This window comes from Acinetobacter sp. NIPH 542 (genome assembly GCF_000369825.1).
Classification (GTDB): domain Bacteria; phylum Pseudomonadota; class Gammaproteobacteria; order Pseudomonadales; family Moraxellaceae; genus Acinetobacter; species Acinetobacter oleivorans.
This window is the reverse complement of record NZ_KB850206.1, coordinates 2,055,804-2,079,756: the sequence shown is the minus strand read 5'-3', so window position 1 is coordinate 2,079,756 and position 23,953 is coordinate 2,055,804. Positions and strand designations below refer to the sequence as shown.

The 23,953-nt window shown below is 38.5% G+C and carries 23 protein-coding genes; 12 read left to right on the top strand and 11 right to left on the bottom strand.

Annotation, left to right across the window (positions count from 1 at the left end):
- Positions 1-3 precede the first annotated feature (3 nt).
- Positions 4-780 carry an ABC transporter ATP-binding protein gene (locus F886_RS15210; RefSeq protein ID WP_005307066.1) on the top strand — a complete coding sequence of 259 codons (777 nt, stop codon included), beginning with the start codon at positions 4-6 and terminating at the stop codon, positions 778-780.
- A gap of 73 nt (positions 781-853) precedes the next feature.
- Here F886_RS15210 and abeS read toward each other — a convergent pair whose 3' ends face one another.
- The 4 genes from abeS to F886_RS15190 form a co-directional block, all read right to left on the bottom strand.
- Positions 854-1,183 carry a multidrug efflux SMR transporter AbeS gene (gene abeS, locus F886_RS15205; protein WP_005307063.1) on the bottom strand — a complete coding sequence of 110 codons (330 nt, stop codon included), beginning with the start codon at positions 1,181-1,183 and terminating at the stop codon, positions 854-856.
- Positions 1,184-1,414: 231 nt separating this feature from the next.
- Positions 1,415-1,678 carry a YfhL family 4Fe-4S dicluster ferredoxin gene (locus F886_RS15200; RefSeq protein WP_005307061.1) on the bottom strand — a complete coding sequence of 88 codons (264 nt, stop codon included), beginning with the start codon at positions 1,676-1,678 and terminating at the stop codon, positions 1,415-1,417.
- 2 nt (positions 1,679-1,680) lie between these two features.
- The gene (gene yegQ / locus F886_RS15195) at positions 1,681-3,051 is read right to left on the bottom strand and encodes a prephenate-dependent tRNA uridine(34) hydroxylase TrhP (protein ID WP_005307059.1); all 1,371 of its coding nucleotides are present in this window, start codon (positions 3,049-3,051) and stop codon (positions 1,681-1,683) included.
- 56 nt (positions 3,052-3,107) lie between these two features.
- Positions 3,108-4,574: an aminotransferase-like domain-containing protein gene (locus tag F886_RS15190; protein WP_081402193.1), complete on the bottom strand. Its 1,467-nt coding sequence runs from the start codon at positions 4,572-4,574 to the stop codon at positions 3,108-3,110.
- Positions 4,575-4,804: 230 nt separating this feature from the next.
- Between F886_RS15190 and F886_RS15185 the strand changes: the two genes are divergently transcribed.
- Entirely contained in the window at positions 4,805-5,674 is an 870-nt protein-coding gene (locus F886_RS15185) for a PhzF family phenazine biosynthesis protein (protein WP_005307054.1), read from the top strand.
- Between the two features lie 53 nt (positions 5,675-5,727).
- Here F886_RS15185 and F886_RS15180 read toward each other — a convergent pair whose 3' ends face one another.
- Positions 5,728-6,507, bottom strand: a complete 780-nt coding sequence (locus tag F886_RS15180) for a ferredoxin--NADP reductase (protein WP_005307052.1) — start codon at positions 6,505-6,507, stop codon at positions 5,728-5,730.
- A 101-nt stretch (positions 6,508-6,608) separates the two neighbouring features.
- Between F886_RS15180 and tsaA the strand changes: the two genes are divergently transcribed.
- On the top strand, positions 6,609-7,331 hold the full coding sequence (gene tsaA / locus F886_RS15175; protein WP_081402192.1) for a tRNA (N6-threonylcarbamoyladenosine(37)-N6)-methyltransferase TrmO: 723 nt from the start codon (positions 6,609-6,611) through the stop codon (positions 7,329-7,331).
- Positions 7,332-7,349: 18 nt separating this feature from the next.
- Here tsaA and F886_RS15170 read toward each other — a convergent pair whose 3' ends face one another.
- The gene (locus F886_RS15170) at positions 7,350-8,621 is read right to left on the bottom strand and encodes an MgtC/SapB family protein (protein ID WP_005307048.1); all 1,272 of its coding nucleotides are present in this window, start codon (positions 8,619-8,621) and stop codon (positions 7,350-7,352) included.
- Positions 8,622-8,910: 289 nt separating this feature from the next.
- Between F886_RS15170 and F886_RS15165 the strand changes: the two genes are divergently transcribed.
- From F886_RS15165 to F886_RS15150, 4 genes are all read left to right on the top strand, one after another.
- Entirely contained in the window at positions 8,911-10,668 is a 1,758-nt protein-coding gene (locus tag F886_RS15165; protein WP_005307046.1) for a type IV pilus assembly ATPase TfpB, read from the top strand.
- A gap of 75 nt (positions 10,669-10,743) precedes the next feature.
- Complete coding sequence (locus tag F886_RS15160; RefSeq protein WP_005307042.1) at positions 10,744-11,103, top strand: NirD/YgiW/YdeI family stress tolerance protein; 360 nt, start codon at positions 10,744-10,746, stop codon at positions 11,101-11,103.
- A 107-nt stretch (positions 11,104-11,210) separates the two neighbouring features.
- A complete protein-coding gene (locus F886_RS15155) occupies positions 11,211-11,873 on the top strand; it encodes a response regulator transcription factor (protein WP_005307039.1) in 663 nt (220 codons plus the stop codon).
- Positions 11,870-13,210, top strand: a complete 1,341-nt coding sequence (locus F886_RS15150) for an ATP-binding protein (protein ID WP_005307038.1) — start codon at positions 11,870-11,872, stop codon at positions 13,208-13,210. The genes F886_RS15155 and F886_RS15150 overlap by 4 nt, the downstream gene beginning before the upstream one ends.
- Before the next feature lie 73 nt (positions 13,211-13,283).
- On the opposite strand, the gene hemP is transcribed toward F886_RS15150, so the two are convergent.
- Positions 13,284-13,454 (bottom strand): hemin uptake protein HemP, encoded by a 171-nt coding sequence (hemP, locus tag F886_RS15145; protein ID WP_004643472.1) that lies wholly within the window; start codon positions 13,452-13,454, stop codon positions 13,284-13,286.
- A gap of 136 nt (positions 13,455-13,590) precedes the next feature.
- Between hemP and F886_RS15140 the strand changes: the two genes are divergently transcribed.
- The gene (locus F886_RS15140; protein WP_005307036.1) at positions 13,591-14,493 is read left to right on the top strand and encodes an NUDIX domain-containing protein; all 903 of its coding nucleotides are present in this window, start codon (positions 13,591-13,593) and stop codon (positions 14,491-14,493) included.
- Between the two features lie 22 nt (positions 14,494-14,515).
- Here F886_RS15140 and F886_RS15135 read toward each other — a convergent pair whose 3' ends face one another.
- Together F886_RS15135 and mrcB are read right to left on the bottom strand one after the other, a co-directional pair.
- Positions 14,516-15,064, bottom strand: a complete 549-nt coding sequence (locus F886_RS15135) for a tetratricopeptide repeat protein (protein WP_005307034.1) — start codon at positions 15,062-15,064, stop codon at positions 14,516-14,518.
- A gap of 21 nt (positions 15,065-15,085) precedes the next feature.
- Positions 15,086-17,482 (bottom strand): penicillin-binding protein 1B, encoded by a 2,397-nt coding sequence (mrcB, locus tag F886_RS15130; protein ID WP_005307032.1) that lies wholly within the window; start codon positions 17,480-17,482, stop codon positions 15,086-15,088.
- 185 nt (positions 17,483-17,667) lie between these two features.
- On the opposite strand from mrcB, the gene F886_RS15125 reads away from it, so the two are divergent.
- Both F886_RS15125 and F886_RS15120 read left to right on the top strand, forming a co-directional pair.
- A complete protein-coding gene (locus F886_RS15125) occupies positions 17,668-18,576 on the top strand; it encodes an NAD(+) kinase (protein ID WP_004791221.1) in 909 nt (302 codons plus the stop codon).
- Positions 18,573-18,845: a YeaC family protein gene (locus F886_RS15120; protein WP_004791223.1), complete on the top strand. Its 273-nt coding sequence runs from the start codon at positions 18,573-18,575 to the stop codon at positions 18,843-18,845. Before F886_RS15125 ends, F886_RS15120 begins: the two co-directional genes overlap by 4 nt.
- 202 nt (positions 18,846-19,047) lie before the next feature.
- Here F886_RS15120 and F886_RS15115 read toward each other — a convergent pair whose 3' ends face one another.
- Positions 19,048-20,061 (bottom strand): glycosyl transferase family protein, encoded by a 1,014-nt coding sequence (locus tag F886_RS15115; RefSeq protein WP_005307029.1) that lies wholly within the window; start codon positions 20,059-20,061, stop codon positions 19,048-19,050.
- Between the two features lie 505 nt (positions 20,062-20,566).
- On the opposite strand from F886_RS15115, the gene F886_RS15110 reads away from it, so the two are divergent.
- Together F886_RS15110 and F886_RS15105 are read left to right on the top strand one after the other, a co-directional pair.
- Entirely contained in the window at positions 20,567-21,925 is a 1,359-nt protein-coding gene (locus F886_RS15110; RefSeq protein WP_005307027.1) for a dicarboxylate/amino acid:cation symporter, read from the top strand.
- Between the two features lie 163 nt (positions 21,926-22,088).
- The gene (locus tag F886_RS15105) at positions 22,089-23,234 is read left to right on the top strand and encodes an acyl-CoA dehydrogenase family protein (protein ID WP_005307026.1); all 1,146 of its coding nucleotides are present in this window, start codon (positions 22,089-22,091) and stop codon (positions 23,232-23,234) included.
- 50 nt (positions 23,235-23,284) lie between these two features.
- On the opposite strand, the gene F886_RS15100 is transcribed toward F886_RS15105, so the two are convergent.
- Entirely contained in the window at positions 23,285-23,911 is a 627-nt protein-coding gene (locus tag F886_RS15100) for a hypothetical protein (protein WP_005307024.1), read from the bottom strand.
- Positions 23,912-23,953: the final 42 nt, after the last annotated feature.

The window sequence follows — 23,953 nt, the reverse complement described above, 5'->3', positions numbered from 1 at the left end:
TAAATGGAACACGTTGCAAAACTAGTGATTCGTGATTTACACAAAACATTTGGTGATCATGAAGTACTGAAAGGGATATCACTTGATGCAAATGCTGGCGATGTGATTAGTATTATTGGTTCATCCGGTTCAGGTAAAAGTACCTTGCTGCGTTGTATCAACTTTTTAGAACAACCGAGCAATGGCACCATTAAACTCAATGGTGAAAAACTACGCACAGTCTTTGATAAAAAAGGCAATTTAAAAGTGGTTGATCCAAAGCAACTACAAAAAATGCGTACTCAACTGATGATGGTGTTCCAGCACTTTAATTTATGGTCTCACATGACAGTGCTTGAAAATGTCATTGAAGGGCCAATTCATGTGCTTGGGGTAAAACGTGCTGAAGCAGAAGAGTGTGCACGGAAATATCTACGTAAAGTTGGATTGCCTGAAAGCGTTGAAAGTAAATATCCCGCATTTTTATCTGGTGGTCAGCAGCAACGTGTAGCAATTGCTCGTGCTTTGGCGATGGAACCGGAAGTGATGCTATTTGATGAACCAACCAGTGCACTTGATCCAGAGTTGGTGGGTGAAGTACTCAAGGTTATGCAGAGTTTGGCTGAAGAAGGCCGTACCATGATTGTGGTGACACATGAAATGGGCTTTGCACGTCATGTGTCTAATCAGGTGATTTTCTTGCATCAAGGGAAAATTGAGGAACAGGGCCATCCTGATGAAGTACTCAACAATCCGAAAAGTGAGCGTTTAAAGCAATTTTTGACGGGCAGTTTGAAATAAGCTGTTTATACCGAGTAAGGTGAAATTTTTATAAAAGAATTTTCATCTTACTCGGTTACTTTTAAATTATATTTTATAGATGAGTATTTTTAGAAAACACATTAATAATCACAATACCTGCAATCATTAAAGTAAGACCAATACAGGCCGCCAAATCTAAATGCTGTTTGTAAAATATCCAGCCAATTGCAGAAATTAAAATAATACCCGCGCCCGACCAAATGGCGTATGCAATTCCGATCGGAATCGTTTTTAGCGTAAGAGACAATAAATAAAAAGCGATCGCATAACCCACAACTGTAACGATGGATGGAATAGGAACAGTAAAACCTTGAGATGCTTTTAAGGCTGAAGTTGCAATGACTTCACAAGCAATCGCAATTGCTAAATAAAGATAAGACATGGGGAGCTGCGCCAGAATGAGTTTTAATCAATCTACATGAAATGTTGAAATGGTTAGATCAGCTTTAACGATTATTCAATTTTTTTGGTACCAAGACACCGTTAAACCAAACTGATCATTTGATTTTATCATTAGCAAAGTGTTCTCAGCTATTTATTCACTTATTTAATCATTGATCTGTATAGTCATTTAAGAGGATCAGTAACTTTAGCCTGATCCTCGATAGTCTTTTTAAGAAATAGATTCGCCGAGTAAATTTAACCCTTTAAATTTCTCTAGCAGTTGCTCTTTATTTTCAATATGCGCAGGGTCTGTTTTTATGCAATCGATAGGGCAAACCGCCTTACACGTAGGCGCATCGTAAAAGCCTACACACTCAGTACAACGAAGTGGATCAATTTCATAAATTTTGCTCCCTTCAAAAATAGCGATGTTGGGGCATTCGGGTAAGCACATATCACAATTGATGCATTCACTCGTAATCAAAAGCGCCATGTTTAACTCGCTGAATAAGCCAATGTAGATGCAGTAATACTTTCTTTCGCATGCGGCAAATTGCGTACGAGTAGGGCATAACTGATGTCAACATCTTGTGAGAGTGGAATTTCAATAAAATGCCCAGAACCTTTAGCGTCTGTAATTGGGTTACCTTTTAAATCGCGCATTTCGGTTAAAGTAAAGGTGATATTGCCTTGAGGTGTCATGAGTTCTAGTGAGTCGCCAACAACAAAACGGTTTTTAACTTCAATGCGAATATAATCACCGTGACGTTCTAAAACCTCTCCACAAAATTGTTGATAGTCAAAATGTGATGAACCATCAGCATAGTTTTGATATTCGCTATGCACATGTCGTCTTAAAAAGCCCTCGGTGTAACCTCGGTTTGCCAAACCTTCAAGTTGGCTCATTAAGCTTGAGTCAAATGGTTTACCTGCTAATGCATCATCAATGGCTTTTCGATAAATTTGAGCAGTACGGGCACAATAAAAATAGGATTTAGTACGGCCTTCAATTTTCAGTGAGGTGATGCCCATTTTTGTTAAACGATCTACATGTTGTACCGCACGTAAATCTTTAGAGTTCATAAAATAGGTGCCGTGTTCATCTTCTTCGGCAGCAAACATTTCTTCATCATTACGTTGTACAAGCAAAGTTTGAGCTGAAGTTGTTTCTGATTGTGCTGATGAGCAGCAAGACTTTTCTGAGGTGTTGAGCTGAGTGACGGGAATCACATCGCCGTTTGCATCTTCTTGAGTTTCATGCAACTTATAGTCCCAACGACAAGCATTGGTACATGCACCTTGGTTGGCATCACGTTTGTTCATATATCCTGAAAGTAGGCAACGGCCTGAGTAGGCCATGCATAGTGCGCCATGTACAAAAACTTCGAGTTCAATATCTGGTACGTGTTGTTGGATTTCTTCTATTTCTTCTAATGACAACTCACGAGATAAAATCACACGGCTTAAACCGTAATCTTTCCAAAATTTAACAGTGGCCCAGTTAATGGCGTTGGCTTGAACAGATAAATGAATTTGCATATCTGGGAAATGCTCACGTACCATCATAATTAAGCCTGGGTCAGACATAATGAGCGCATCTGGCTGCATTGCTATAATCGGCTCAAGATCACGAATAAAGTTCTTTAATTTGCTGTTATGAGGCTGAATATTCACCACAACATAAAACTTTTTACCCAAAGCATGCGCTTCATCAATTCCAATTTTTAAGTTGTCATGATCAAAAGCATTATTACGCACACGTAAACTGTAACGTGGTTGGCCTGCATATACGGCATCTGCTCCATAGGCAAATGCATAGCGCATGTTTTTTAGTGAACCTGCGGGAGAGAGGAGTTCAGTTTTCATAAAATAAAAGGCATAAAAAATATATGGTTTTATTTTATTAACTCTATATTTTGGATTCAACCTACTGAATTAGTAGGGATTTGGCCTATATCTCTTTGTACGGGTAGCATATTTTTTGCTAGTTCTCCTAAGCGCATCAAAGCATTTAGCATTTTAGGATTTAATTCGAAACACGCAGCTATACGTAAACAATGACTAAAACGTTTATCAGCCGAACATAAAATTCCCGGCATGCATAAGATTTTTTCATCCATTGCCTGATGAAACAGTTCTAGTGCATCAATGGATTCGGGGAGCTCTAACCATAAAATAAATCCTGCTTGCGGACGACTGACTCGAGTACCGAGTGGAAAATAACGACATATATAAGATTTGATGGTGTCAATTTGTTGTTGATAGCGTTTTTTAAGATGCCTTAAGTGCAGATCATATCCGCCATTTTCTAAAAAAAGTCCCAACGTTTCTGTGAGTAAAGCTGGTTCGGCAACAGTGGTTGTAAATTTAAGCTGCTGCACAATATTACGGAAGCGTCCAGCTTCTAACCAACCAATTCGATAGTCAGGTGCTACAGTCTTGGTATAGCTACCACACACCAAAACCCATCCATTTTGGTCAAATGCCTTAATGTTGGGTAAGAGTGGTTCAGTCAGTTGCAATTCGGCGTACATTGCATCTTCAATGACGGGAACTTGAAATTGATTAGCAAGCTCTGCTAAGCGACGGCGGTTGCTTTCAGGCATGCTAAAACCGAGAGGATTGTGTCCTGTTGGAATAGTTAATATGGCTTGTACACTTTTAGATTTTAAGAGTTCTTCAAGAGCATCTAGGCACATACCTGTATGTGGCGAAGTCGGCACTTCTATGATTTTTCGACCTAAATTATGAAAGAGTGGGTACAGATTGTGAAATGTAGGGATCTCAAGTGCAATGCTGTCACCCGCTTGAGTTGTTGCCATAATCGCGAGACTTAAAGCTTCCATGGTGCCATGAGTGAGCACAATATCATCTGCTGAAAGAAACATACCAAGCTGTAAACTTCGCCTCGCAATTTGTGTACGTAAACGTATAGAGCCGGGCGGTAAAGTATAGTTTTTAAAAATGTCTGGCTGCGTCCGTAAAACTTGAGCAGTTAAGCGTTTTAAGCGTTCAATTGGGTAGAAATTTTCACCTGTAGGGCAAGCCAGAGCCAAATTGACATAGTGGGGATCCATCTGCTTTTTAACAATTTGTGCGAGAAAACAACTAATTCCTGAAAGTGATACTTTTTCTTCACTGACATAACGCTCTTCGAGCTCTAGTAAGTTTGAAGGTGCATGACAAACATAGTAACCAGACTGTGGACGAACTGAAATTAAACCTTGATCTTCAAGCTGACGATAAGCTTCTTTTACGGTGTTAATGCTGACCTGATAATGATTTGCGCAGTCGCGAATTGATGGTAAGCGTGAACCAATAGGCTGCCTGCCATTCTGAATTTGCAGGGTGAGGTCATCACTCACTTTTTTATATTTGTACATATCAATTCATTAAAAAGCCAAAGCAATGGATACACTTTATCGTGATCTTTTATTTAACTCAAATATTGTGATCGCTTTTGATTAGTTCATTTAACACAAATCTAAACTTAAAAACTGTGTCTATTATTTTTCATATTAACTGATACTGTGACCATTAAAAATAAATCAGTAAGATCAAAAAATGGTAAGGACTTAAAAGCCATATTTTTTAATTTTAAAATCAGTAGGAGTGGTCTATGTCTGTTGTTGCATTTAAACAAGTTGATGTTTTTACTTCACAAGCATTTAAAGGTAATCCTGTCGCAGTCATTATGGACGCCAGTACCTTAACATCTGAACAGATGCAGGAAATTGCGAATTGGACGAATCTTTCTGAAACGACATTTGTGCTCCCTGCGACCGATTCGCAAGCTGATTATCAGGTTCGAATTTTTACTCCACAAAGTGAGTTGCCATTTGCAGGACATCCTACAATTGGTACTGCCTATGCTTTGCTTGAAGCAGGCCTCGTGACAGCTCAAAAAGGTAAGCTGGTACAGCAATGTGCTGCGGGTTTGGTAACGCTTACCGTGAGTGACTCAGGGCATATTTCATTTGAACTCCCTAAGCCTAAAATTACTCCACTTGATGCAATGCACACTGAGAAATTAGCAGAAATTTTAAAATGTAAAATTAATACTCAATGGAATGCCACATTGGTTGATGTAGGCGCACGTTGGATAGTATTACAAGCGGTGAATGCTGAAGCTGTTTTAGCGACTCAACCAGACTTTGCAGCCTTAAAACAACATGATTTAGAAATGAAAGTTACGGGTGCGACAGTTTTTGGTTTTTATGAAAGTAATGATGAGCAAAAACACATAGAAGTTCGTTCATTTGGACCTGCTTGTGGAATAAATGAAGATCCAGTTTGTGGTAGTGGTAATGGCAGTGTGGCATCTTTCATTCGTCACTATGGTATTTTACCAGCACAAAATGATGTCGTTCTTTCTTCACAGGGGCAGGCTTTAGGTCGTGACGGACAGCTTCAACTTGAATTGTATCAGGATAAAATTTTAGTCGGTGGAACGGCTGTTACCTGTATTGATGGCACAATCAAGTTATAAAACAGATATAAAAAAACCGAGGACTTTGCCTCGGTTTTTTTATTAGAAAAATCTTATTTTTCTACGAACGCACGCTCAATCACGTAGTCGCCCATTTCACCCATACGAGGTGATTCAACTAAACCGTGTTGGTCAAGTAACGCAGCAACGTCTTTTAAGAATGCAGGGCTACCGCAAAGCATTGCGCGGTCAGTTTCACGGTTAAAACGTGGTAAACCGATTTTTTCAAATAAAGCACCAGTTTCAATTGCAGTTGTTACACGGCCTTGAGTGTGGAAAGGTTCACGAGTTACTGTAGGGTAGTAAACAAGTTTGTCTTTAATACCTAACTCTTCAAAGAATTCATTTTTTGGAAGTTCATCCAAAATTAAATCTTGGTAAGCTAATTCAGAAATATAGCGTGTACCATGAACAACAATTACTTTTTCAAAACGTTCGTAAGTTTCAGGGTCACGAATAATTGATAAGAATGGTGCAAGGCCAGTACCAGAAGATAAAAGGTACAAGTTTTTACCCGGTAAAAGGTCATCATGAACCAAAGTACCTGTCGGTTTTTTAGAAATTAAGATTTCATCGCCAACTTGTACTTTTTGCAAAATTGAAGTTAAAGGACCATCTTGTACTTTAATTGAGAAAAATTCTAACTCTTCTTCATAGTTTGCACTTGCAATCGAATACGCACGCATTAACGGTTTGCCATTCACTTCTAGTCCGATCATTACGAACTGACCATTTTTAAAACGTAAGCTAGTATCGCGTGTAGTTTTAAAACTGAAAAGTGTGTCATTCCAGTGGTGAACATGAGTAATGCGTTCGACGTTAAAAGCAGCCATTAAAGGTCTCGATCACGATTAAAAGAAAACAGATAGCTATTCTAATCTAATTTCATTCCCGATAAACTGAATATATTTAATTGTGTTTATAAGAAAAAGTGATGAACAATTCTGTCACCTTCCCCATAATTGGCCACATGTGTTCCCCATATCGTGAAAAATTTGGTATTCCACGCCAGCCTAATTTGGTAAATATTGAGTCTTATATTGATATGGTAGAACCTTATAATGACTTACTGGCATTTGAGGGAATTGAGCAGTTCAGTCATCTCTGGCTAGTTTGGCAGTTTCATGAAAACAAAAATCAGGGGAGTGCCGATAAATTCCGTCCACAGGTTCGTCCACCACGTTTAGGCGGTAATGAGAAAATTGGGGTGTTTGCTACACGTAGCATGTATCGACCCTCTCCAATCGGGCTTTCAGTTGTAAAACTTAATAAAGTGGAAAAAGTCGGTAAGTCTGTTCGAGTCTATATCACAGGAAGTGATTTATTAAATGGCACTCCAATTTTAGATATCAAACCTTATATTCAATATTCTGATGCAATTATTGATGCAGAAAGTGGTTATGCACATGCAGAACCTGAACGTAAGTCAGTCGTTTGGTCAGAAGCTGCGTTAACAGCGCAAAAATATTTTCTGCAAAATAATGAAATGAATTCACAGTACATTGATGAGCTTGAGCAAGTTTTAGCTTTAGATCCTCGGCCTGCCTATCAAGAAGATGCTGAACGAATCTATAAAATGAAATTTTCAGACTTTGATATTCATTTTAAAGTCGATCAATTTATAGTTACGGTCATTGATGTGGTGAAGACTTCTTAACTTGTACAGTAGAAATCTTTAAAACCAATGAATGTTGAGCCAAAGTAAACTAATAAATATAGCCATATGAATGAGTTGGGCGGGAACGAAAGCAAGGGCATAGTGTAGCCCGCCCGAAATTGCAGAGTTCACACTTTTGGCAAGCGCATGAACTGCAAAGCCTCCTAAAAATGCAATTAATAAAGGCGTCAGATGGGTGCTATCAGGTTCACCTTGCACAATGACTGCCGCAATAGCTGCATGTATTTCAAATAAAGATGCGAGCAGAGTACCTGCAATTAATCCAGCATCGCCTAAAGAGATACTTAAGCCATAAACACCTGCCTGAATGAGGGTGAGTGTGCCTGCAATAATAATGGCTTCTTTTAAGCTGAACATTCTTGAATCGAGTTCGGGCGAAGTTGTACTGGGCTCTGCTTTACGTAATAAAATAAAAGCCCAGATTGCTAAAACTGCTAATGCAATAAGTGTAGGAAATATAATCAGCTTAAACCAAGCAAAGCTAATCCCAATTACAATAATTAAAGTTTGAATGAGTGTTGAAACACACGACATTAATGCAGCGCCTGCATTTGTAGTTGCATTGGCTCTGCCAGAGCGTACTTCTAAACCTAAACTGGCAATGGTCGCTGTACTGGAAACAAATCCCGAAGCTAAAGAAGAGAGTAATAAAGCGTTTTTAGATGAGAGTAACCGCTTCGCAATATGGGCAAGTGCTTGTACAAATAAGATCAAAGTGAGTAATTTTAAAATCACATGCGGATTTAAAACTGGACCCCAAAAGGGTTTATTGGGTACTAAAGGCAGCGCTATTAACAGTAAGGCAAGTAGAAAAATACCATCACGTAATTCCGATTCAGTAATCCACTGACTGGCAATGCCATGCATAGACTGCTTTGCCAATAAAATAATGGTCATGATTACGGCGAGTCCAGCGGCCAATGATATATTCCAAATGCAAAGTGCCCCAATAAAGTAAGTCATAATAAAGGCAAGTTCGGTGGTCACACCGGGGTCATTAGGCTGATTTTTAAGAGATACAATACTAATTGCCCCAATGAGAAGGGCACCTACAATTCCAATTTCAGTGCCGAATAAAAAACAGATAGCGCCTAATAATGAACTAATTGCAAAAGAACGAAATCCAGCAAACGTTTTGTATTCATGTTTAAGCTTACTTCGCTCACGTTCTAAACCAATTAATAAGCCACAACCAAGCGCCGCAGCAATGACGGTAATGAATTCTTCGAATGTAGTTGTTTGTAATGACATTGTCATTGGAAGCTCCATGTTACTTCCTCTTTGGTTTATTGTTATAAGTAGATTTTAATCGTTTTAAAAATCATATATTCACGTTCAGTTTATGCTTTTTATTATAGTGAGCATAGTGTCTTTTTTAGACAAAACCACATACACAGTTTTTTTATAAATATGAACTATGACGCAAAAAAATATTAAGTTGAGAATTGGATTAATTATTTGAAGTTAAAGAATATTTAAAATTTTGGTTTAGTAATTTTGTGGTGAGCTAAATCAAAAATATCTCTGTTATATTATAAAAATATATTGGGGATAACGCATGAATGCACATGTACAAATAGATACGTATTGGTGTCTAGAACAACTATTACAAGAAGGCCGTATTACAGAACGAGATAAATTACTGGTACAGTCAAGCCACCGCCAAAAAGACCAGCTAAAGTGGCATCCATTACAGTGGATTGCACATTTTAATTTAAAAGATCAGCAGCACACACACGCTCATTTAAGTTTAAACCGGTTGTGTTTATGGTTTGCAGATCGGGTTCAACTTCCTTTATTTGTGATAGATCCTTTAAAGGCAGATGTCAGTGCTTTAACGCAAGTAATGTCACAAGAGTTTGCTATTCGCAATCATATTTTAGCTGTTGAAATTCATTCTGACCGAATTGTGATTGGAACAGATCAACCATTTCAAACAGATTGGCTAAACAATTTAGAGCGAAGTCTAGCGCCTAAAAAAATTGAGCGGGTATTACTTAACCCTGAACAGTTGCAACGCTATTTGCGTGAATATTATCAGGTCAGTCGTGCGGTGAACTCAGCTCAAAAAGATGCAGCTCATGAACGTGACACTAAAAATGTTGAAGCGCTTTTGCAGCTTGGCGATAGTCAGAACCCAGATGCGAATGATCAGCATATTGTGAAATTGGTTGACTGGATTTTACAATTTGCATTCGAGCAGAGTGCCAGTGATATTCACATGGAACCGCGTAAAGACAATGGTAAAGTCAGGTTCCGTATTGATGGTGTGTTGCACACCATTTATAACATGCCATCAAATACACTGACTGCCGTAATTTCCCGAATTAAAATTTTAGGGCGTTTAAATGTAGCGGAAAAACGTAAACCGCAAGATGGTCGATTAAAAACACGAACACATAAAGGTCAAGAAACAGAACTCCGTTTATCAACCCTACCAACAGCGTTTGGTGAGAAACTGGTCATGCGTATTTTTGATCCAGATGTGTTGGTACGTTCTTTTCATCAACTTGGTTTTGAAGAGAGTTTATTACAACAGTGGCAGCAATTAACAAAAAATAGCCATGGGATTATTTTGGTCACTGGCCCCACAGGTTCAGGTAAAACCACAACGTTATATTCATCTTTAAAGCAGCTCGCAACAGATCAGGTTAATGTCTGTACCATTGAAGATCCGATTGAAATGCTAGAGCCTAGTTTTAACCAAATGCAGGTCAATAATGCAATTGAATTAGGTTTTGCAGATGGTGTTCGTGCACTTATGCGACAAGACCCAGATATTATTATGATTGGGGAGATTCGCGATCAAGATACAGCAAATATGGCCATTCAGGCGGCACTCACAGGTCATTTGGTGTTATCAACTTTACACACCAATGATGCGCCGTCCAGTTTGACTCGCTTGCATGATTTAGGTGTGCAACCATTTTTAACGGCAGCAACTATTTTGGGTGTATTGGCACAGCGTTTAGTACGACAACTTTGTCCACACTGCAAACAGCAAACTCATATTAATGAGGATGAATGGCAACATTTAACATTCGACTACATTATGGACATGCCAGAAAAAGTTTATCAGGCAGTTGGGTGTGAACAATGTCGTCATACAGGCTATAAAGGGCGAGTTGGTATTTATGAATTTATGCCAGTCAGTCTTGAGCTTAAGCATCTTATTAGTAGCCATATGACCTTAAATGATTTGAGAACGCAAACTAAAAAAGAAGGTATAGAACCCTTAAGAATTGCGGGTGCTCGTAAGGTCATTGATGGTCTTACAACATTAGAAGAGGTATTGCGGGTTGTGCCATTAAATTAACTTTTTCTTAAGATTCACCTCATCTATGCCTGTTGTACTTACGCTATTCGAAGATGTGGTTAAAAAGGTGATCTTATGAAAATGCTTAAAGCGATACTAATGACTACGGGTCTAACTGTTACTGGCGTAGCTATGGCAAATACACCTGTGAATCAGGCAGCAATTGCTCCAGCAACGCTAACAACTGTTAAGCATGCATTAACGGCAAAAGATAATACACCAGTCAAATTACATGGGCAGGTTGTAAAATCTTTAGGTGATGAAAAATATCAATTTCGTGACAAGACAGGTAGCATTACAGTGGATGTAGATGATGAGCTTTGGCAGGGTCGTCCTATTTCAGCAAATACAAATGTCACTCTAATTGGTGAAGTAGACATCGACTATAAACCTTTAAAACGTGTAGAAATTGAGGTCGATCAAGTTCAGTTCTAATTCATTGATCTCTGAATCTACTACTTTTAGCCGCATTTAAATGATGCGGCTTTGCTTTTTTTATAAAGGCTTGGCAAGATTAAAACAGCATATAACAGGAAAAATAGATGAGAATTTTGCTTGCAGAAGATGATCGCTCTCAAGCTGAAAGTATTCAATCATGGTTAGAGTTAGATGGTTATCAGGTCGATTGGGTGGAAAGAGGTGATTATGCGCTTACGGCAATCGAACAGCATGACTATGACTGTATTTTACTTGATCGGGGACTGCCGCAATTAGCGGGTGAGAAAGTTCTAACAACGATCCGTTATAAACAAAAAAATGTTCCTGTTATTTTTATTACCGCACGTGACAGCATTCATGATCGCGTAGAAGGACTAGATTTAGGCGCAAATGATTATTTGGTTAAGCCTTTTAGTTTAGAAGAACTCTCTGCCCGAATTCGCGCTCAATTGCGTAAACAAACTTTAAGTCAGCAATCGATTTTAACGTGGGGTGATTTGCAACTTGATACACAAGCGAAAGTTGTATTAAGCGCTGGCAAGTCTATTGATTTAACAGCCAAAGAATTCCAAATATTGCGTAAGCTGATGGTTCATCCTGAACATATTATTACCCGTGATCAATTAGAAGAAGCACTCTATGCATGGGGTGAAGAAATTGAAAGTAACGCCATCGAAGTATTTATTTATCAGCTTCGAAAAAAAATCGGAAGTAGCTGCATTAAAACCATACGGGGGCTAGGTTACCGTATGGGAGATTTAAAATGAAATCGAATCGCTCATCTTTGCAGTCGCAACTGGTTAAAACCACCATGTGGAGTAGTGTGGTGGTGGGCTTGGTGGCTTTAAGCTTACTTACCATATTTTCTGTTTATCACAACATGTCAGTTCAAGACGAAATCATGGATGAAATTTCAGACACTTTACTGGTTTCTGATCTGTCAAAACATTCTATGAAACAGTTTGATCAGCTCAGTGATGAATTTGATATTCAGTATGAGTTATTAAGCTCTGGGCAATTACTTACTCATTCTCATAGTTATCAGCATGAACTTTTTGAACAAGGAAAGTTATCTGAAGGTTTTTCATATTTTTGGTTTGATGGTCAATTATGGCGTAGTCTGGCTGCACAACAAGAAGACTCTCAACTAGAAGTTGAAGTCTTCCAGCCAATGAGTACACGCATTGAAGAAGTACTCAAAGCACTTGCAGGCTATAGCGGTCTTATGGTTTTGTTCTGGTTGCTGCAATGGGTCATTGTAAGTTGGCGTACCGAGCATCAATTGGCTGCACTAAATTTACTTTCTAGACGAATTGCTCAAAAAACTGCATCAAATTTAGAGCCAATTCAAGAACCAGATGTCATTACAGAAATTCAACCTGTGATTGATGCTCTAAACCAATTACTTGCAAGATTGCAAAGAGCATTAGTGGCTGAGCAGCGTTTTACAGCAGATGCTTCCCATGAACTACGTTCTCCGTTGTCTGCCATACAAATGCGCCTTCAAGTTTTACAGCGTAAATATCAACATGTTCCAGAACTTCATCAGGACTTTGAGCGCATACAAGAAGACGTTTCAAGAAGTACAAAAGTTCTTGAAAACTTACTCCTTCTGGCTCGCCTAGAACCCAATGAAGCAGAGCAGCCACAACTTCCTAAAACAGTTATCGATTTAAATTATTTATTGGCTAGAGTCATTGAAACTGTAACTTTAGATGCGAATGCTAAACAGATGTTGATAGAGACAAATACCTTATCGACAGAAACTAAAACTTTTGCAAATGAAGAATTACTGTTTATTGCTTTTAGAAATTTATTTGATAATGCCATTCGTTATAGCCCGAATTTAGGTTCTATTCATGTCGAGATTAATCAGGACGAACAGCAAATTAAGGTCACTATAGAAGATACAGGAAATGGTGTAGATGATGAGGTATTGCAACGTTTAGGACAGCGTTTTTTTCGAGTATTAGGTACTCAGCAGCAAGGTTCAGGGTTGGGAATTTCAATTACACGAAAAATTATTGAATTGCATAATGGTGAATTGCGTTTTATGCATGCTAAACAGGGTGGTTTGAGGGTAGAGGTTAATCTTCCATTATAAAAAAATAGCATGGTTACCCATGCTATCCATTTTTTGTTTTCCCACGAATATTATTGAAACGCGAGTGTATTTTTTATTTAGTTAAAATTAGACGATTGTTGCGAGTGAGGCGTAAACGATATTCCTCGCCAGCATGCATAATGCGGATTTCACGGCCTAATGCAAAGAGGTTGTTAGAATGTAACATTGGTAAGGCATGAGCTGTTTCATTGTTACGAGTAAATAAGCTAAAAGGTGCGTTCATTTGTTGTGCTCCGTGGTATGTTCTTGAACGATTTAAATGATAATCATTATCGAATAGATCTGTCAATGAGATTTTTAAGATTTTATAAAATGATAAAATTTGCTTACACTTGAGAAAAGTTTTAGAGAGTAAAAAAATGCCCAAACCAATCGTCGATGTCGCTATAGCAATCTTGATCCATCGTGGAAAAATACTAGTTGGATGGCGCGAAGAGCAGCAGCATCAAGGTGGAAAGCATGAGTTTCCGGGCGGGAAAGTTGAGCAAGGTGAAACACCCGAAGAAGCCTGTCGCCGTGAAATTTATGAGGAAGTGGGTATTGGTTTAAAAGATTGGCATCAATTTGATTATATTCATCATGAATATGATGACATTATTGTCAATTTACATTTATTCCATAGTTATGTGCCTGAAGAACTATTAAATCTTATTCATCAACCATGGGCATGGTACACACGTGAACAATTACTTCACTTAAACTTTCCAAAAGCAAATAAAGACATCATAAAAAGATTGTATTGGCCGCATTTTATTAAAATTACTCCTACACTGGCACCAGTCGAAAATGATGATACTTTAGTGTATTGGCGTAGTGAAAAAGATAGTTTTGATCAGGCAGATCTAGAAAAATTAGCTCTTTTAGATACCAATCAGCTTTCAAAATTAATCGTGAATGTTGATGTTTGGCACAAGCTAAAACCTGAGTTAAAAACTCATATAAAAACAGTACATCTTAAGCAATCCCAATTAATGAGTTTGCATAAAGGCGAGTTGGAAGTGGGAGTACGTTTTATTGCTGCTTGCCACGATGCAGTTTCTTTACAGCATGCTCAGCAAATTGGCTGTGATGCTGTTTTTGTAAGTCCTGTCAAAGTAACAGAGACCCATCCAGATGCGAGCGTATTAGGGTGGAATCGTTTAACTGACTTGATTGAAAAATGCCAGATTCCCGTATTCGCTTTGGGAGGCATGAGTCCTGATGATTTAGTCACAGCACAGCAACACGGTGCTTATGGCTTGGCGGGTATTCGTAATTTTTAATAAGACATAAAAGCATTAAAAGCTAGAGCGCTTTTAATGCTTGTTGTGCTTCTTGAACAGTTTTTGGGTTATTACGCTGTTGCCCAGCTTTTAAAATAGTTAGCCAAAGCTGTTTTTTCATTGCTTGGCTCTGAGCAAAGCTTAAACCACGTCGTGCTAAAGACTCAGCATTAGAATATTGCTGTTTATGATTTGCAGTAAGTGCAAGAAATAAATAGGTCTCAGCTGCTTGCGGTGCTAAACGCTGTGCCTGAAGTGCATAGCGTTCAGCTTCTGACCATTGCTGGTTTTTATAAGCCTGCTGTGTTTTTTGCATTAAGACTTTAAATGCAGGTAACTGGCTGCCATCATCACTAAAATGTTGAGGCTTTTTCTGTTGAGGAACGATCACCTGTAAATTTTTGCGTTGAATTTCCGGATGATCATAAGGTGTAATTTTTACACCCGATGGAGTTTCCGTCTTTTTGACTGGAGGAGTAGGTGTTTTCTCTTTGGAGTCAGAATGATCAGGCAAAGTTGTACAGCCGACCATAAGAACAGCACCAATATAAAAAACACCTTTCTTCAACATATCCTAATTTCCTGTTTACGCTTAGTTGTTATAACTACCACTTGAAATTACACGTGAGTTATTTGACAGATCTTGTTGCATCTGACTTTCACTTTCACGAATATAACTGTCGGTATTATCATCCTGAGAGTCAGGCGTTGTGTTATCACTTTGTGGCGTATATGTTGGATCAACTTGATAATAAGGTGCTCCACATGGTGTAGCACGGTGCGGAACCGTATGTGTTAGCATCGGAATATACATAGCGCCATCACAAGCCTGAGCAGATAAATCACCTGTTGCACGATCAATCCACTGCCACTGTACAGTGTCTGGTTGACGTATATTCACAGGAGTTTGGCGTAACTGTTTCATTACGTTAGTCCATACTGGCAATGCACCAGATGAGCCTGTTAATCCTGTTACTTTGTTGTCATCTAAACCTAACCATACTACAGCGACATGGTTACCCGAATAACCTGCAAACCATGAGTCACGTGTATCGTTAGTCGTACCTGATTTACCCGCCAATTTTAAAGCTGGAGATAAGCTGCTATAGGCTGAACGACCAGTACCCGAAGACATAACCTGTTGTAAACCATAGTTCATGATATAGCCAACAGCTGGATCAATCGTTTGTTGGACATTCAGGCCATAACGGTCAAGTAAACGACCATTCGCATCTACCACAGAGCGAATTGCACGAGTTGGATATTTAAAACCGCCTGTGGCGAAGTTTTCATAGATTCCGAGCACTTCCATTGGTGACATATTGACTGCCCCAAGGAAAATAGAAGGGTAGGCAGGAATCGTTGATTCAACACCAAACTTTCTTAGATTATTGGTAAATGTTGATAAACCAAACTCTTGACCCAAACGTACAGCAGAAAGGTTGTATGAGTTTGCTAATGCTTCGCTCAGACTTACTACACCATGTCCACCACCGCTATAGTTTTTAGGTGTCCAGCTTTTACCGCCGTCTACAGGAACACTGATTGGAGCATCTTCAATTTGACTTGCCCAGTTATAACGTCCAGATTCAATCGCACTTAAATAAATGACAGGTTTCAATAAAGAACCGACTTGACGTTTTGCATCTAAAGCACGGTTAAAACCAGTAAAGTCTTGTGTAGAGCCAACTGCTGCAACAAGCTCACCATTTTCAGGATGGGCAATTAGTACAGCACCTTGTAGGTTTTTCAAACGTGCTGGGTTGCTGTTAGCTAAGCGATCTACTGAAGCTTTAAACGCATTTTGAACTTGTGTTTGAGTAATTGGGTCTAAGGTCGTAAAAATACGTAAGCCCTGATTGGTTAAATCACTTTCTTGATATTCTGTACGCAACTGACGACGCACAATATCTAAAAAGTCTGGGAATTTTGCAGGGCCTAAACTTGGTTTACTTAATACATTTAAAGGACGTGCAATTTCATCTTCATATTCGGCTTGAGTTAAATAACCCATCACACGCATGTTATTTAACACAGTGTCGCGGCGTTTTTTTGCACCTTCAGGGTTTTTCCAAGGATTATATAAAGAAGGGCCTTGTACCAAACCTACTAGATAAGCTTGTTGTGCAACGCTAAGTTCACGTAATGGTAAACCAAAATAAAATTGTGAAGCCAAACCATAGCCATTAATTGAGTAGCTACCGTTTTGGCCCAGATTCACTTCATTTAAATAGGCTTCTAAAATTTCATCTTTGCTGTAATGCAATTCGATGAGCAAGGCCATTAAGGCTTCATTAACTTTACGTTTTAGTGTGCGCTCAGGTGTGAGATAGAAGTTTTTAACTAATTGTTGAGTCAGGGTTGAGCCACCTTGACGCTTTCCACCCGTGATATTACTCACTAGTGCACGAGCCGTACCGCGAATTGAAATACCATGATGATGATAAAAATTGCGGTCTTCTGTAGAAATTAAAGCTTCAATAAGTGGTTTAGGGACATTATTCAGTTTAATGAGTACACGGTCTTCATTGTGTTGAGGATAAATTCCTCCAATGAGTAACGGTTCTAAGCGTGCAACGCCTGTTGAAGAGGGTTTAGTACTTCGAACTTCAACAACTTGATCATTTGCAAAACTTAACTCTAAGACTTGTTCAGGTTCAACACTGTCGCCGTAGTCAAAACCACGTGTGTGAATATACATGTTGCTGCCTTGAGCAACATAACTTCCCGATTTGTCATAATTACTTGAAGTTTTGTAACCCAGTAGCTTCAATTCTTGAGTGAAATTTGCTTGGGAAATAGGCGCGTTGTTATAAATTTCCAGAGGTCGTGCAAACACTTTGGCAGGAATATCCCACCGTTGTCCTTCAAATTTTTCACGGATAATATTATCTAAACGAATCAGATAGATACTAAGAGCAATAAAAGCACCAATGACCAAAATGGAAAAGATTAGTGCAAAGAAACCGATACCACGTTCAAACTTCATAAAAATGAGATAAAACCCTAACAATGCCTGTAATGATGCGATAGCTTGTCATCAATTTGCAATGATAAAACTGTGAATAATTGGAAAACTTAGATTGAATTTTACAGCATCTTGTAGTTATGTTTTTTTAAATTAATCAGGTTAATGTTATTATAGGCAAGTATCGCAGCGGAGCTTACTCATTCGTGCAAATTTCACATAAGTCCTTCAGAAACGTCGGGTTAATCGGTCGACCAGATAAATCATCAGTTGTAGAAACACTATGTTTAATTCATGATCATTTATTGAACCTAGGTTTAAACCCCATTTTTGATCAGGAAACTGCTGAATTAGTGCCTTATGATCATGCACAGGTAGTAAGCCGTCATTTATTAGGTGAAGTTGCTGATTTAGTTATTGTAGTTGGCGGGGACGGTTCTTTACTCCACGCGGCAAGAGCTTTAGTTCGTTACAATACACCTGTTATTGGTATCAACCGTGGTCGATTAGGTTTTCTAACCGATATCAAACCGTCAGAAGCGATTTTTAAACTTGACCAAGTGCTTCAAGGGCATTTTCAACTTGATCGCCGTTTCTTGCTTGAAATGGAAGTGCGAACAAATGGCGAAGTCATTTATGATGCCATTGCTTTAAACGATGTCGTTTTGCATTCGGGTAAGTCGGTCCATATGATTGACTTTGAACTCAACATTGATGGCCAATATGTTTATCGCCAACATAGTGATGGTTTAATTGTTTCGACTCCAACTGGTTCAACAGCGTATGCGTTGTCAGGTGGTGGACCAATTTTACATCCAAGTATGGATGCAATTGCATTAGTTCCCATGCATCCGCATACATTGTCATCACGTCCTATCGTAGTCGGTGGACAAAGCGAAATTAAGATTGTTATTCGCGAAAATCGGGTGTTACCAATGGTGAGTGCAGATGGTCAACATAGCATATCGCTCAATGTTGGAGATAGTTTACACATCCGCAAACATCCATTTAAACTAAGTTTATTGCATCCACCAGGTTATGATTTTTATATGGCCTGCCGTACCAAACTTGGTTGGAACCAAGATTTTGAATCTTTCCAAAGAGATGAATCATGAATATTGAACAAATGCTATCTATTTTAAACCCTGAGATTGTAGAGCGTTTAAAAACAGCAGTAGAAATTGGTAAATGGCCAAATGGCGTTGTTTTAACAAAAGAGCAGCGTGAAACTTGTATGCAAGCTGTAATTGCTTGGGAGTTAAAGAACTTACCAGAAGAGCAGCGTAGTGGCTATATTGACCGCGGTACAAAAGAAGAGGGTGAGGTTTGTGAAGATGATCACCACAAACATGAGCCAGAATTTAAACCAATTCGTTTTGTTTAAAATTTTATAAGACAGAAAACTTATTTTTTGTTATTCCATATAGCCTTGAATACCATGTTTTTCATGAGTTATAGCATATAGGCTTTTATTACTTTTGAAGGATCAAAAGTAACCAAAAATCCTTTGTATCACTGACGATACTTCCATGTATCGCAGTGATACGGTCGACATCCATGTCGACTTTCACGATAGCATCTGTTAACTACGCATTAAGATTGCTTGAATTTCTTGTTTCCCATAACACTTTTGCTTTCTGCATTGCTTCTTCAAAACCAGCAACAACGCCCATGGTATATAGCGCAATTCCCATTGTTTCAGTTACTGCCATTTCACCGTATTCATGGTGCTGTTGACCTAACCATACTGCTTTAAAAGTTGCTAAGTCTAACTCTTCTTCAGTTGGACTACGTTCAGGCGTGAGTTTTGGTAATTCGTGTTCATAAAGCTCACCATCTTTAATGCCACAAATGAGTGTTTTTGCATCTGGATTTCGCTCAAATTCTCCGCCTTCACCTTTAATCACAGCACTATTTTGATAGCCTAAGCGCAGTGCACTATGTTGATGAGAGGTTCTATACGCTGGATGGAAGATAGCTTGTAAGGTGGCTTTAGCATTAAAAGGATTAATTAAACGGGCTAAAGTATGAATAGGTGAGCGTAGACCCATTACATTTCTTAAAGAAATCAGTTCACTTAAAACTGGTGAAATCACATCTAGTGGTAAGTAGGCAAAATTTTGCTCTGCTAGTTGCGTGCGAACTTCTTGTTCAGAATGACAAATTTGATAACCCAGATATTCTAAAACTTGCTCGGTATAGACGCGGTTAAGCGTGTGGCCTGATGCACCATGCATAACAATCTTATAGCCATGCTGGGCGAGTGTGAGAGCTGCTAACAAAAACCATGGGTAATGTTTGCGTTTGCCTGCATAAGATGACCAGTCTAAATCAACGTCTAAAGGTTGAAAATTGAGTTGATCTCTAGTGGCTTGAACAAATCCCGCGAGTTCATCAATAGATTCTTCTTTAACACGAAGTAGCATTAAAAAAGCACCTAACTGAACATCAAGCACTTCACCTTTTAAAATCATGCTAAATGCTTGATAAGCTTCTTCATAGCTTAAAGAGCGTGAACCACTTTTTCCCTTACCTAAAATACGGACATATTGAGCGAATGGGTGTTCAGCATCTTTATAGATATTACGTTTAGTATTCATCGTGGTTCAAAAACAATAAAAATGATGGGATGTAGGCAGCTCAAAATGAAATGTCCACAAGTATTTAATCAATATGACATAAAAAACTGTCGAAAAAATATCAAAAGTGTTTCTTATACTAAAGTCTTAAGGCTGCATGAGTGTTTTTTGCGCGTATTAGCTAAAAATTTAACCGAATCATTATTTAATTCGAGTACACTTTCTCGTGCTTTTTTGAGCACTCATATCATAATTTTCTGTGATTCTCCTATATCTTCAGCTTTTTATTGAAAAAGTAAGAGGTTATTTCTAACTACTCAAAGTGGTTAGAAACTTCAGGTATTCTCCTGTTTTAGAAAACAACTTTTTTTGTTTTCATTGAGGTAGTAGGAAGGTTTTTTGTTTACAAAGAACCGTTTCCCTTTTGCGGTGTTCATGTGAAAGGTTAGGGCTGTGTATTCGTAAAGAATAGACGTTTCATTTTGGTATTTCCAACGGACTTGGAAATATAGATTGAAGTAAAGTTATGGCTAAAAAACCGATTTATAAATCACTTTATTTTCAGGTGATTATTGCGATTATTGCGGGTGTTTTGGTAGGGCATTTTTCCCCAAGCTCAACGCAAATTGTCAATGGTGTTGAACAGCATATCCCAGGTTTAGGTGAGAAACTCAAGCCATTAGGTGATGCCTTTATTCGTTTGATCAAGATGATCATCGCTCCAGTTATTTTCTGTACCGTGGTCAGCGGTATTGCTGGCATGGAAAGCATGAAGTCAGTCGGAAAAACTGGCGGCGTCGCGTTGTTATACTTTGAAGTTGTTTCAACAATTGCACTTCTCATTGGCCTTGTTGTAATTAACATTGCTAAACCGGGTGTAGGGATGAATATTGACCCTACAACTCTAGACACCTCGGGCATTCAAAAATACGTCAGTTCTGGTGAGTCACAATCTACCATTGATTTCTTAATGCACATCATTCCAGATACGGTTGTTGGCGCATTTGCAAATGGTGAAATCTTACAAGTCCTTCTTTTTGCGATTCTCTTTGGTTTTGCTTTACATAAGTTAGGTGATGCAGGACGTCCAGTTTTAAAATTTATTGATCAAGTTGCACATGTGTTCTTTAACATTGTGAACATGATTATGAAACTGGCTCCGATTGGTGCATTCGGTGCAATGGCATTCACCATTGGTAAATATGGCGTTGGTTCACTTGTACAATTAGGGCAATTAATTCTCTGCTTCTATGTTACGTGTCTACTCTTTATCTTCTTGATTTTGGGTACAATCAGCCGTATGAGTGGATTCAGTATCCTTAAAATGATTCGCATGATTCGTGAAGAGTTATTAATTGTACTTGGTACATCTTCTTCTGAATCTGTTTTACCTCGCATGTTGCGTAAACTCGAAATTGCAGGTTGTGAAAAGTCTGTAGTTGGTTTGGTTATTCCAACAGGTTATTCATTTAACCTAGATGGAACGTCAATTTATTTAACTATGGCTGCAATCTTTATTGCTCAGGCAACGAATACTCAGCTTGATATTCAACATCAGATCACTTTGTTATTAGTACTCTTAATCTCATCTAAGGGTGCGGCGGGTGTAACTGGATCTGGCTTTATTGTCATGGCGGCAACTTTGTCTGCTGTAGGACATATTCCAGTTGCAGGTTTGGCATTGATTTTAGGTATTGACCGTTTCATGTCAGAAGCACGTGCTTTAACTAACCTTGTTGGTAACTCTTTAGCGACAATTGTTGTTGCGAAATGGGTCGGTGCTTTAGATAAAGATAAGCTTAATGATGCTTTAAATAATCCAGATGAAGTCGACAGAAAAATGATGGAACCAAAAAGTCCTCAAGTCGCTGAAGGTCTAGATTAATTCAAAGAAACCTATATAAAAAAGGAAGCTAAAGCTTCCTTTTTTATTGGCTGACTGAAAAGTACAGTTTTAATGAGCAGCTATGCCATGACAGTTGCTAAAAAAATGATTAGCATGCACAGCAATGAGATTCGATAAAACAATAAAGCTGAAGGAAAATATTATGTTGGCATACGATGCAGATTTAGAATTATTCCGTGATAATTTTAAACGTTTTATGAGTGAGCATATTGCGCCTCACTACGAGCAATGGGAACGCGAAGGAATCATGCCTCGTTCAGTTTGGAATCAACTGGGTGAAAATGGCTATTTATGTGTAGATGTTCCAGAAGAATATGGTGGTTATGGGGTTCCAACTTACTATTCATTGATGCTGGTTGAAGAATCTGCACGTGCTGGCTTTTGTGCATTATCTACAGCTATTTCTTGCCACTCTGAAATTGCCGCACCGTATATTTTACATATTGGGACAGAAGAGCAAAAACAGCATTGGTTACCGAAAATGGTAACAGGTGAAGTTGTTGGTGCAATTGGTATGACTGAACCAGGAGCAGGTTCGGATTTACAATCAATGCGTACCAGTGCCATTTTGCAAGACGATCACTATTTATTAAATGGTTCAAAAACATTTATTTCAAATGGACAGCATGCTGATCTTGTTGTGCTTGCAGTAAAAACTGATCCTCAAGCACGGGCGAAAGGTGTGTCATTATTATTGGCAGATACACATTTGGAAGGCTTTAAAAAAGGCACAAATTTAGACAAAATCGGCCTACATTCTCAAGACACATCTGAGCTGTTTTTTGACAATGTGAAAGTACCTAAAAACCAATTACTTGGTCAAGCTGGGCAAGGTTTTGCTTATTTAATGCAAGAGTTACCTCGTGAACGTACTGCAATTGCATCTACTGCAATTGGGGCAATTCGCGGTGCGATTGATTTGGCAACAGCTTATGTAAAAGAGCGCCAAGCATTTGGTCAACCCATTTCACAATTCCAAAATACACGTTTTGTTTTAGCACAAGCAAAAATTGATGAGCTTGCTACAGCAGCTTTTTATGAAAGAAACGTTGCCTTATATCAAGAAGGCAAACTAGATGTAGAAACAGCTGCAGCATTGAAAAGTTTCAGTAGTGATATGCAAATGAAGGTTGCAGACAACTTACTCCAACTTTTTGGTGGTTATGGTTATATGACTGAATATCCAATTTCACGTTTCTTTGTAGATGCCCGTATCCAACGTATTTACGGTGGTACAAATGAAATTATGAAAGAAATCGTAGCCCGTGGATTAATTGGCAAAGCCTAATTAAGCAGAGAAAAAACAGCCTGTCTTAGAACAGGCTGTTTTGTTTTTAACTATTTAGTCTTCTGCTGAATGACAGGATAGTTTTGTTGTTTCGGTAATTGCTGTAATGCATGATTGATCTTTCTTAAAAACTCATCGGCTTCATCTTGACGGAATGAGTCTTCGGTATATTCACTGCGCTTTTGAAAGACGACACCACAACCAGTTATTTCCATATTTTTAGGATTAAATGACCAGTCATTAGGATCCTTTAGGTTAATGTTTAAATCACTTTCACAACTTTTCCATAAACGTAAAAACTCATTTGATAATTCTGTTTTAAATCCTTTCGCAGGATAGACTGAAAATCCTTTCATTTCGGGATTATAAAACTGTATAAACATGTCTACTGGCATACCGCCCCAAATGATTGCTGTATTTTCTGGTAACGCAATAGCTGTTAAATTTTTCTCTTTTAAGGCATGTATTTGCTGAAATTCCTGCCTAAAATGTTGTGACTTGTAAGTGAGTTTAGTCTGGGCTGGCACGGGAATACCACGAACTTGATTGCTGGCAGTCGTCATATAGTACGGGGACGGATCAGTACCATTGCACCCCGCGATGAGGGGGCAGCCACCACAAGCCGTTAGACTGACACTAATAAAACTCAGTAGACCTAAAACAAGAATTTTATTCATTCTATTTTACTGTTGTTATGACATCTTCAGACAGTATAACTA

What these genes read in the sequence shown, in the direction of transcription:
- F886_RS15110 (WP_005307027.1), top strand. Translation starts at nt 20,567, where the DNA reads ATGGCTAAAAAACCGATTTATAAATCACTTTATTTTCAGGTGATTATT.
- abeS (WP_005307063.1), bottom strand. Translation starts at nt 1,183, where the DNA reads ATGTCTTATCTTTATTTAGCAATTGCGATTGCTTGTGAAGTCATTGCA.
- F886_RS15105 (WP_005307026.1), top strand. Translation starts at nt 22,089, where the DNA reads ATGTTGGCATACGATGCAGATTTAGAATTATTCCGTGATAATTTTAAA.
- F886_RS15165 (WP_005307046.1), top strand. Translation starts at nt 8,911, where the DNA reads ATGAATGCACATGTACAAATAGATACGTATTGGTGTCTAGAACAACTA.
- F886_RS15210 (WP_005307066.1), top strand. Translation starts at nt 4, where the DNA reads ATGGAACACGTTGCAAAACTAGTGATTCGTGATTTACACAAAACATTT.
- F886_RS15185 (WP_005307054.1), top strand. Translation starts at nt 4,805, where the DNA reads ATGTCTGTTGTTGCATTTAAACAAGTTGATGTTTTTACTTCACAAGCA.
- tsaA (WP_081402192.1), top strand. Translation starts at nt 6,609, where the DNA reads ATGAACAATTCTGTCACCTTCCCCATAATTGGCCACATGTGTTCCCCA.
- mrcB (WP_005307032.1), bottom strand. Translation starts at nt 17,482, where the DNA reads ATGAAGTTTGAACGTGGTATCGGTTTCTTTGCACTAATCTTTTCCATT.
- F886_RS15120 (WP_004791223.1), top strand. Translation starts at nt 18,573, where the DNA reads ATGAATATTGAACAAATGCTATCTATTTTAAACCCTGAGATTGTAGAG.
- F886_RS15115 (WP_005307029.1), bottom strand. Translation starts at nt 20,061, where the DNA reads ATGAATACTAAACGTAATATCTATAAAGATGCTGAACACCCATTCGCT.
- F886_RS15140 (WP_005307036.1), top strand. Translation starts at nt 13,591, where the DNA reads ATGCCCAAACCAATCGTCGATGTCGCTATAGCAATCTTGATCCATCGT.
- F886_RS15155 (WP_005307039.1), top strand. Translation starts at nt 11,211, where the DNA reads ATGAGAATTTTGCTTGCAGAAGATGATCGCTCTCAAGCTGAAAGTATT.
- F886_RS15160 (WP_005307042.1), top strand. Translation starts at nt 10,744, where the DNA reads ATGAAAATGCTTAAAGCGATACTAATGACTACGGGTCTAACTGTTACT.
- F886_RS15135 (WP_005307034.1), bottom strand. Translation starts at nt 15,064, where the DNA reads ATGTTGAAGAAAGGTGTTTTTTATATTGGTGCTGTTCTTATGGTCGGC.
- F886_RS15200 (WP_005307061.1), bottom strand. Translation starts at nt 1,678, where the DNA reads ATGGCGCTTTTGATTACGAGTGAATGCATCAATTGTGATATGTGCTTA.
- yegQ (WP_005307059.1), bottom strand. Translation starts at nt 3,051, where the DNA reads ATGAAAACTGAACTCCTCTCTCCCGCAGGTTCACTAAAAAACATGCGC.
- F886_RS15100 (WP_005307024.1), bottom strand. Translation starts at nt 23,911, where the DNA reads ATGAATAAAATTCTTGTTTTAGGTCTACTGAGTTTTATTAGTGTCAGT.
- F886_RS15170 (WP_005307048.1), bottom strand. Translation starts at nt 8,621, where the DNA reads ATGGAGCTTCCAATGACAATGTCATTACAAACAACTACATTCGAAGAA.
- F886_RS15150 (WP_005307038.1), top strand. Translation starts at nt 11,870, where the DNA reads ATGAAATCGAATCGCTCATCTTTGCAGTCGCAACTGGTTAAAACCACC.
- F886_RS15180 (WP_005307052.1), bottom strand. Translation starts at nt 6,507, where the DNA reads ATGGCTGCTTTTAACGTCGAACGCATTACTCATGTTCACCACTGGAAT.
- hemP (WP_004643472.1), bottom strand. Translation starts at nt 13,454, where the DNA reads ATGAACGCACCTTTTAGCTTATTTACTCGTAACAATGAAACAGCTCAT.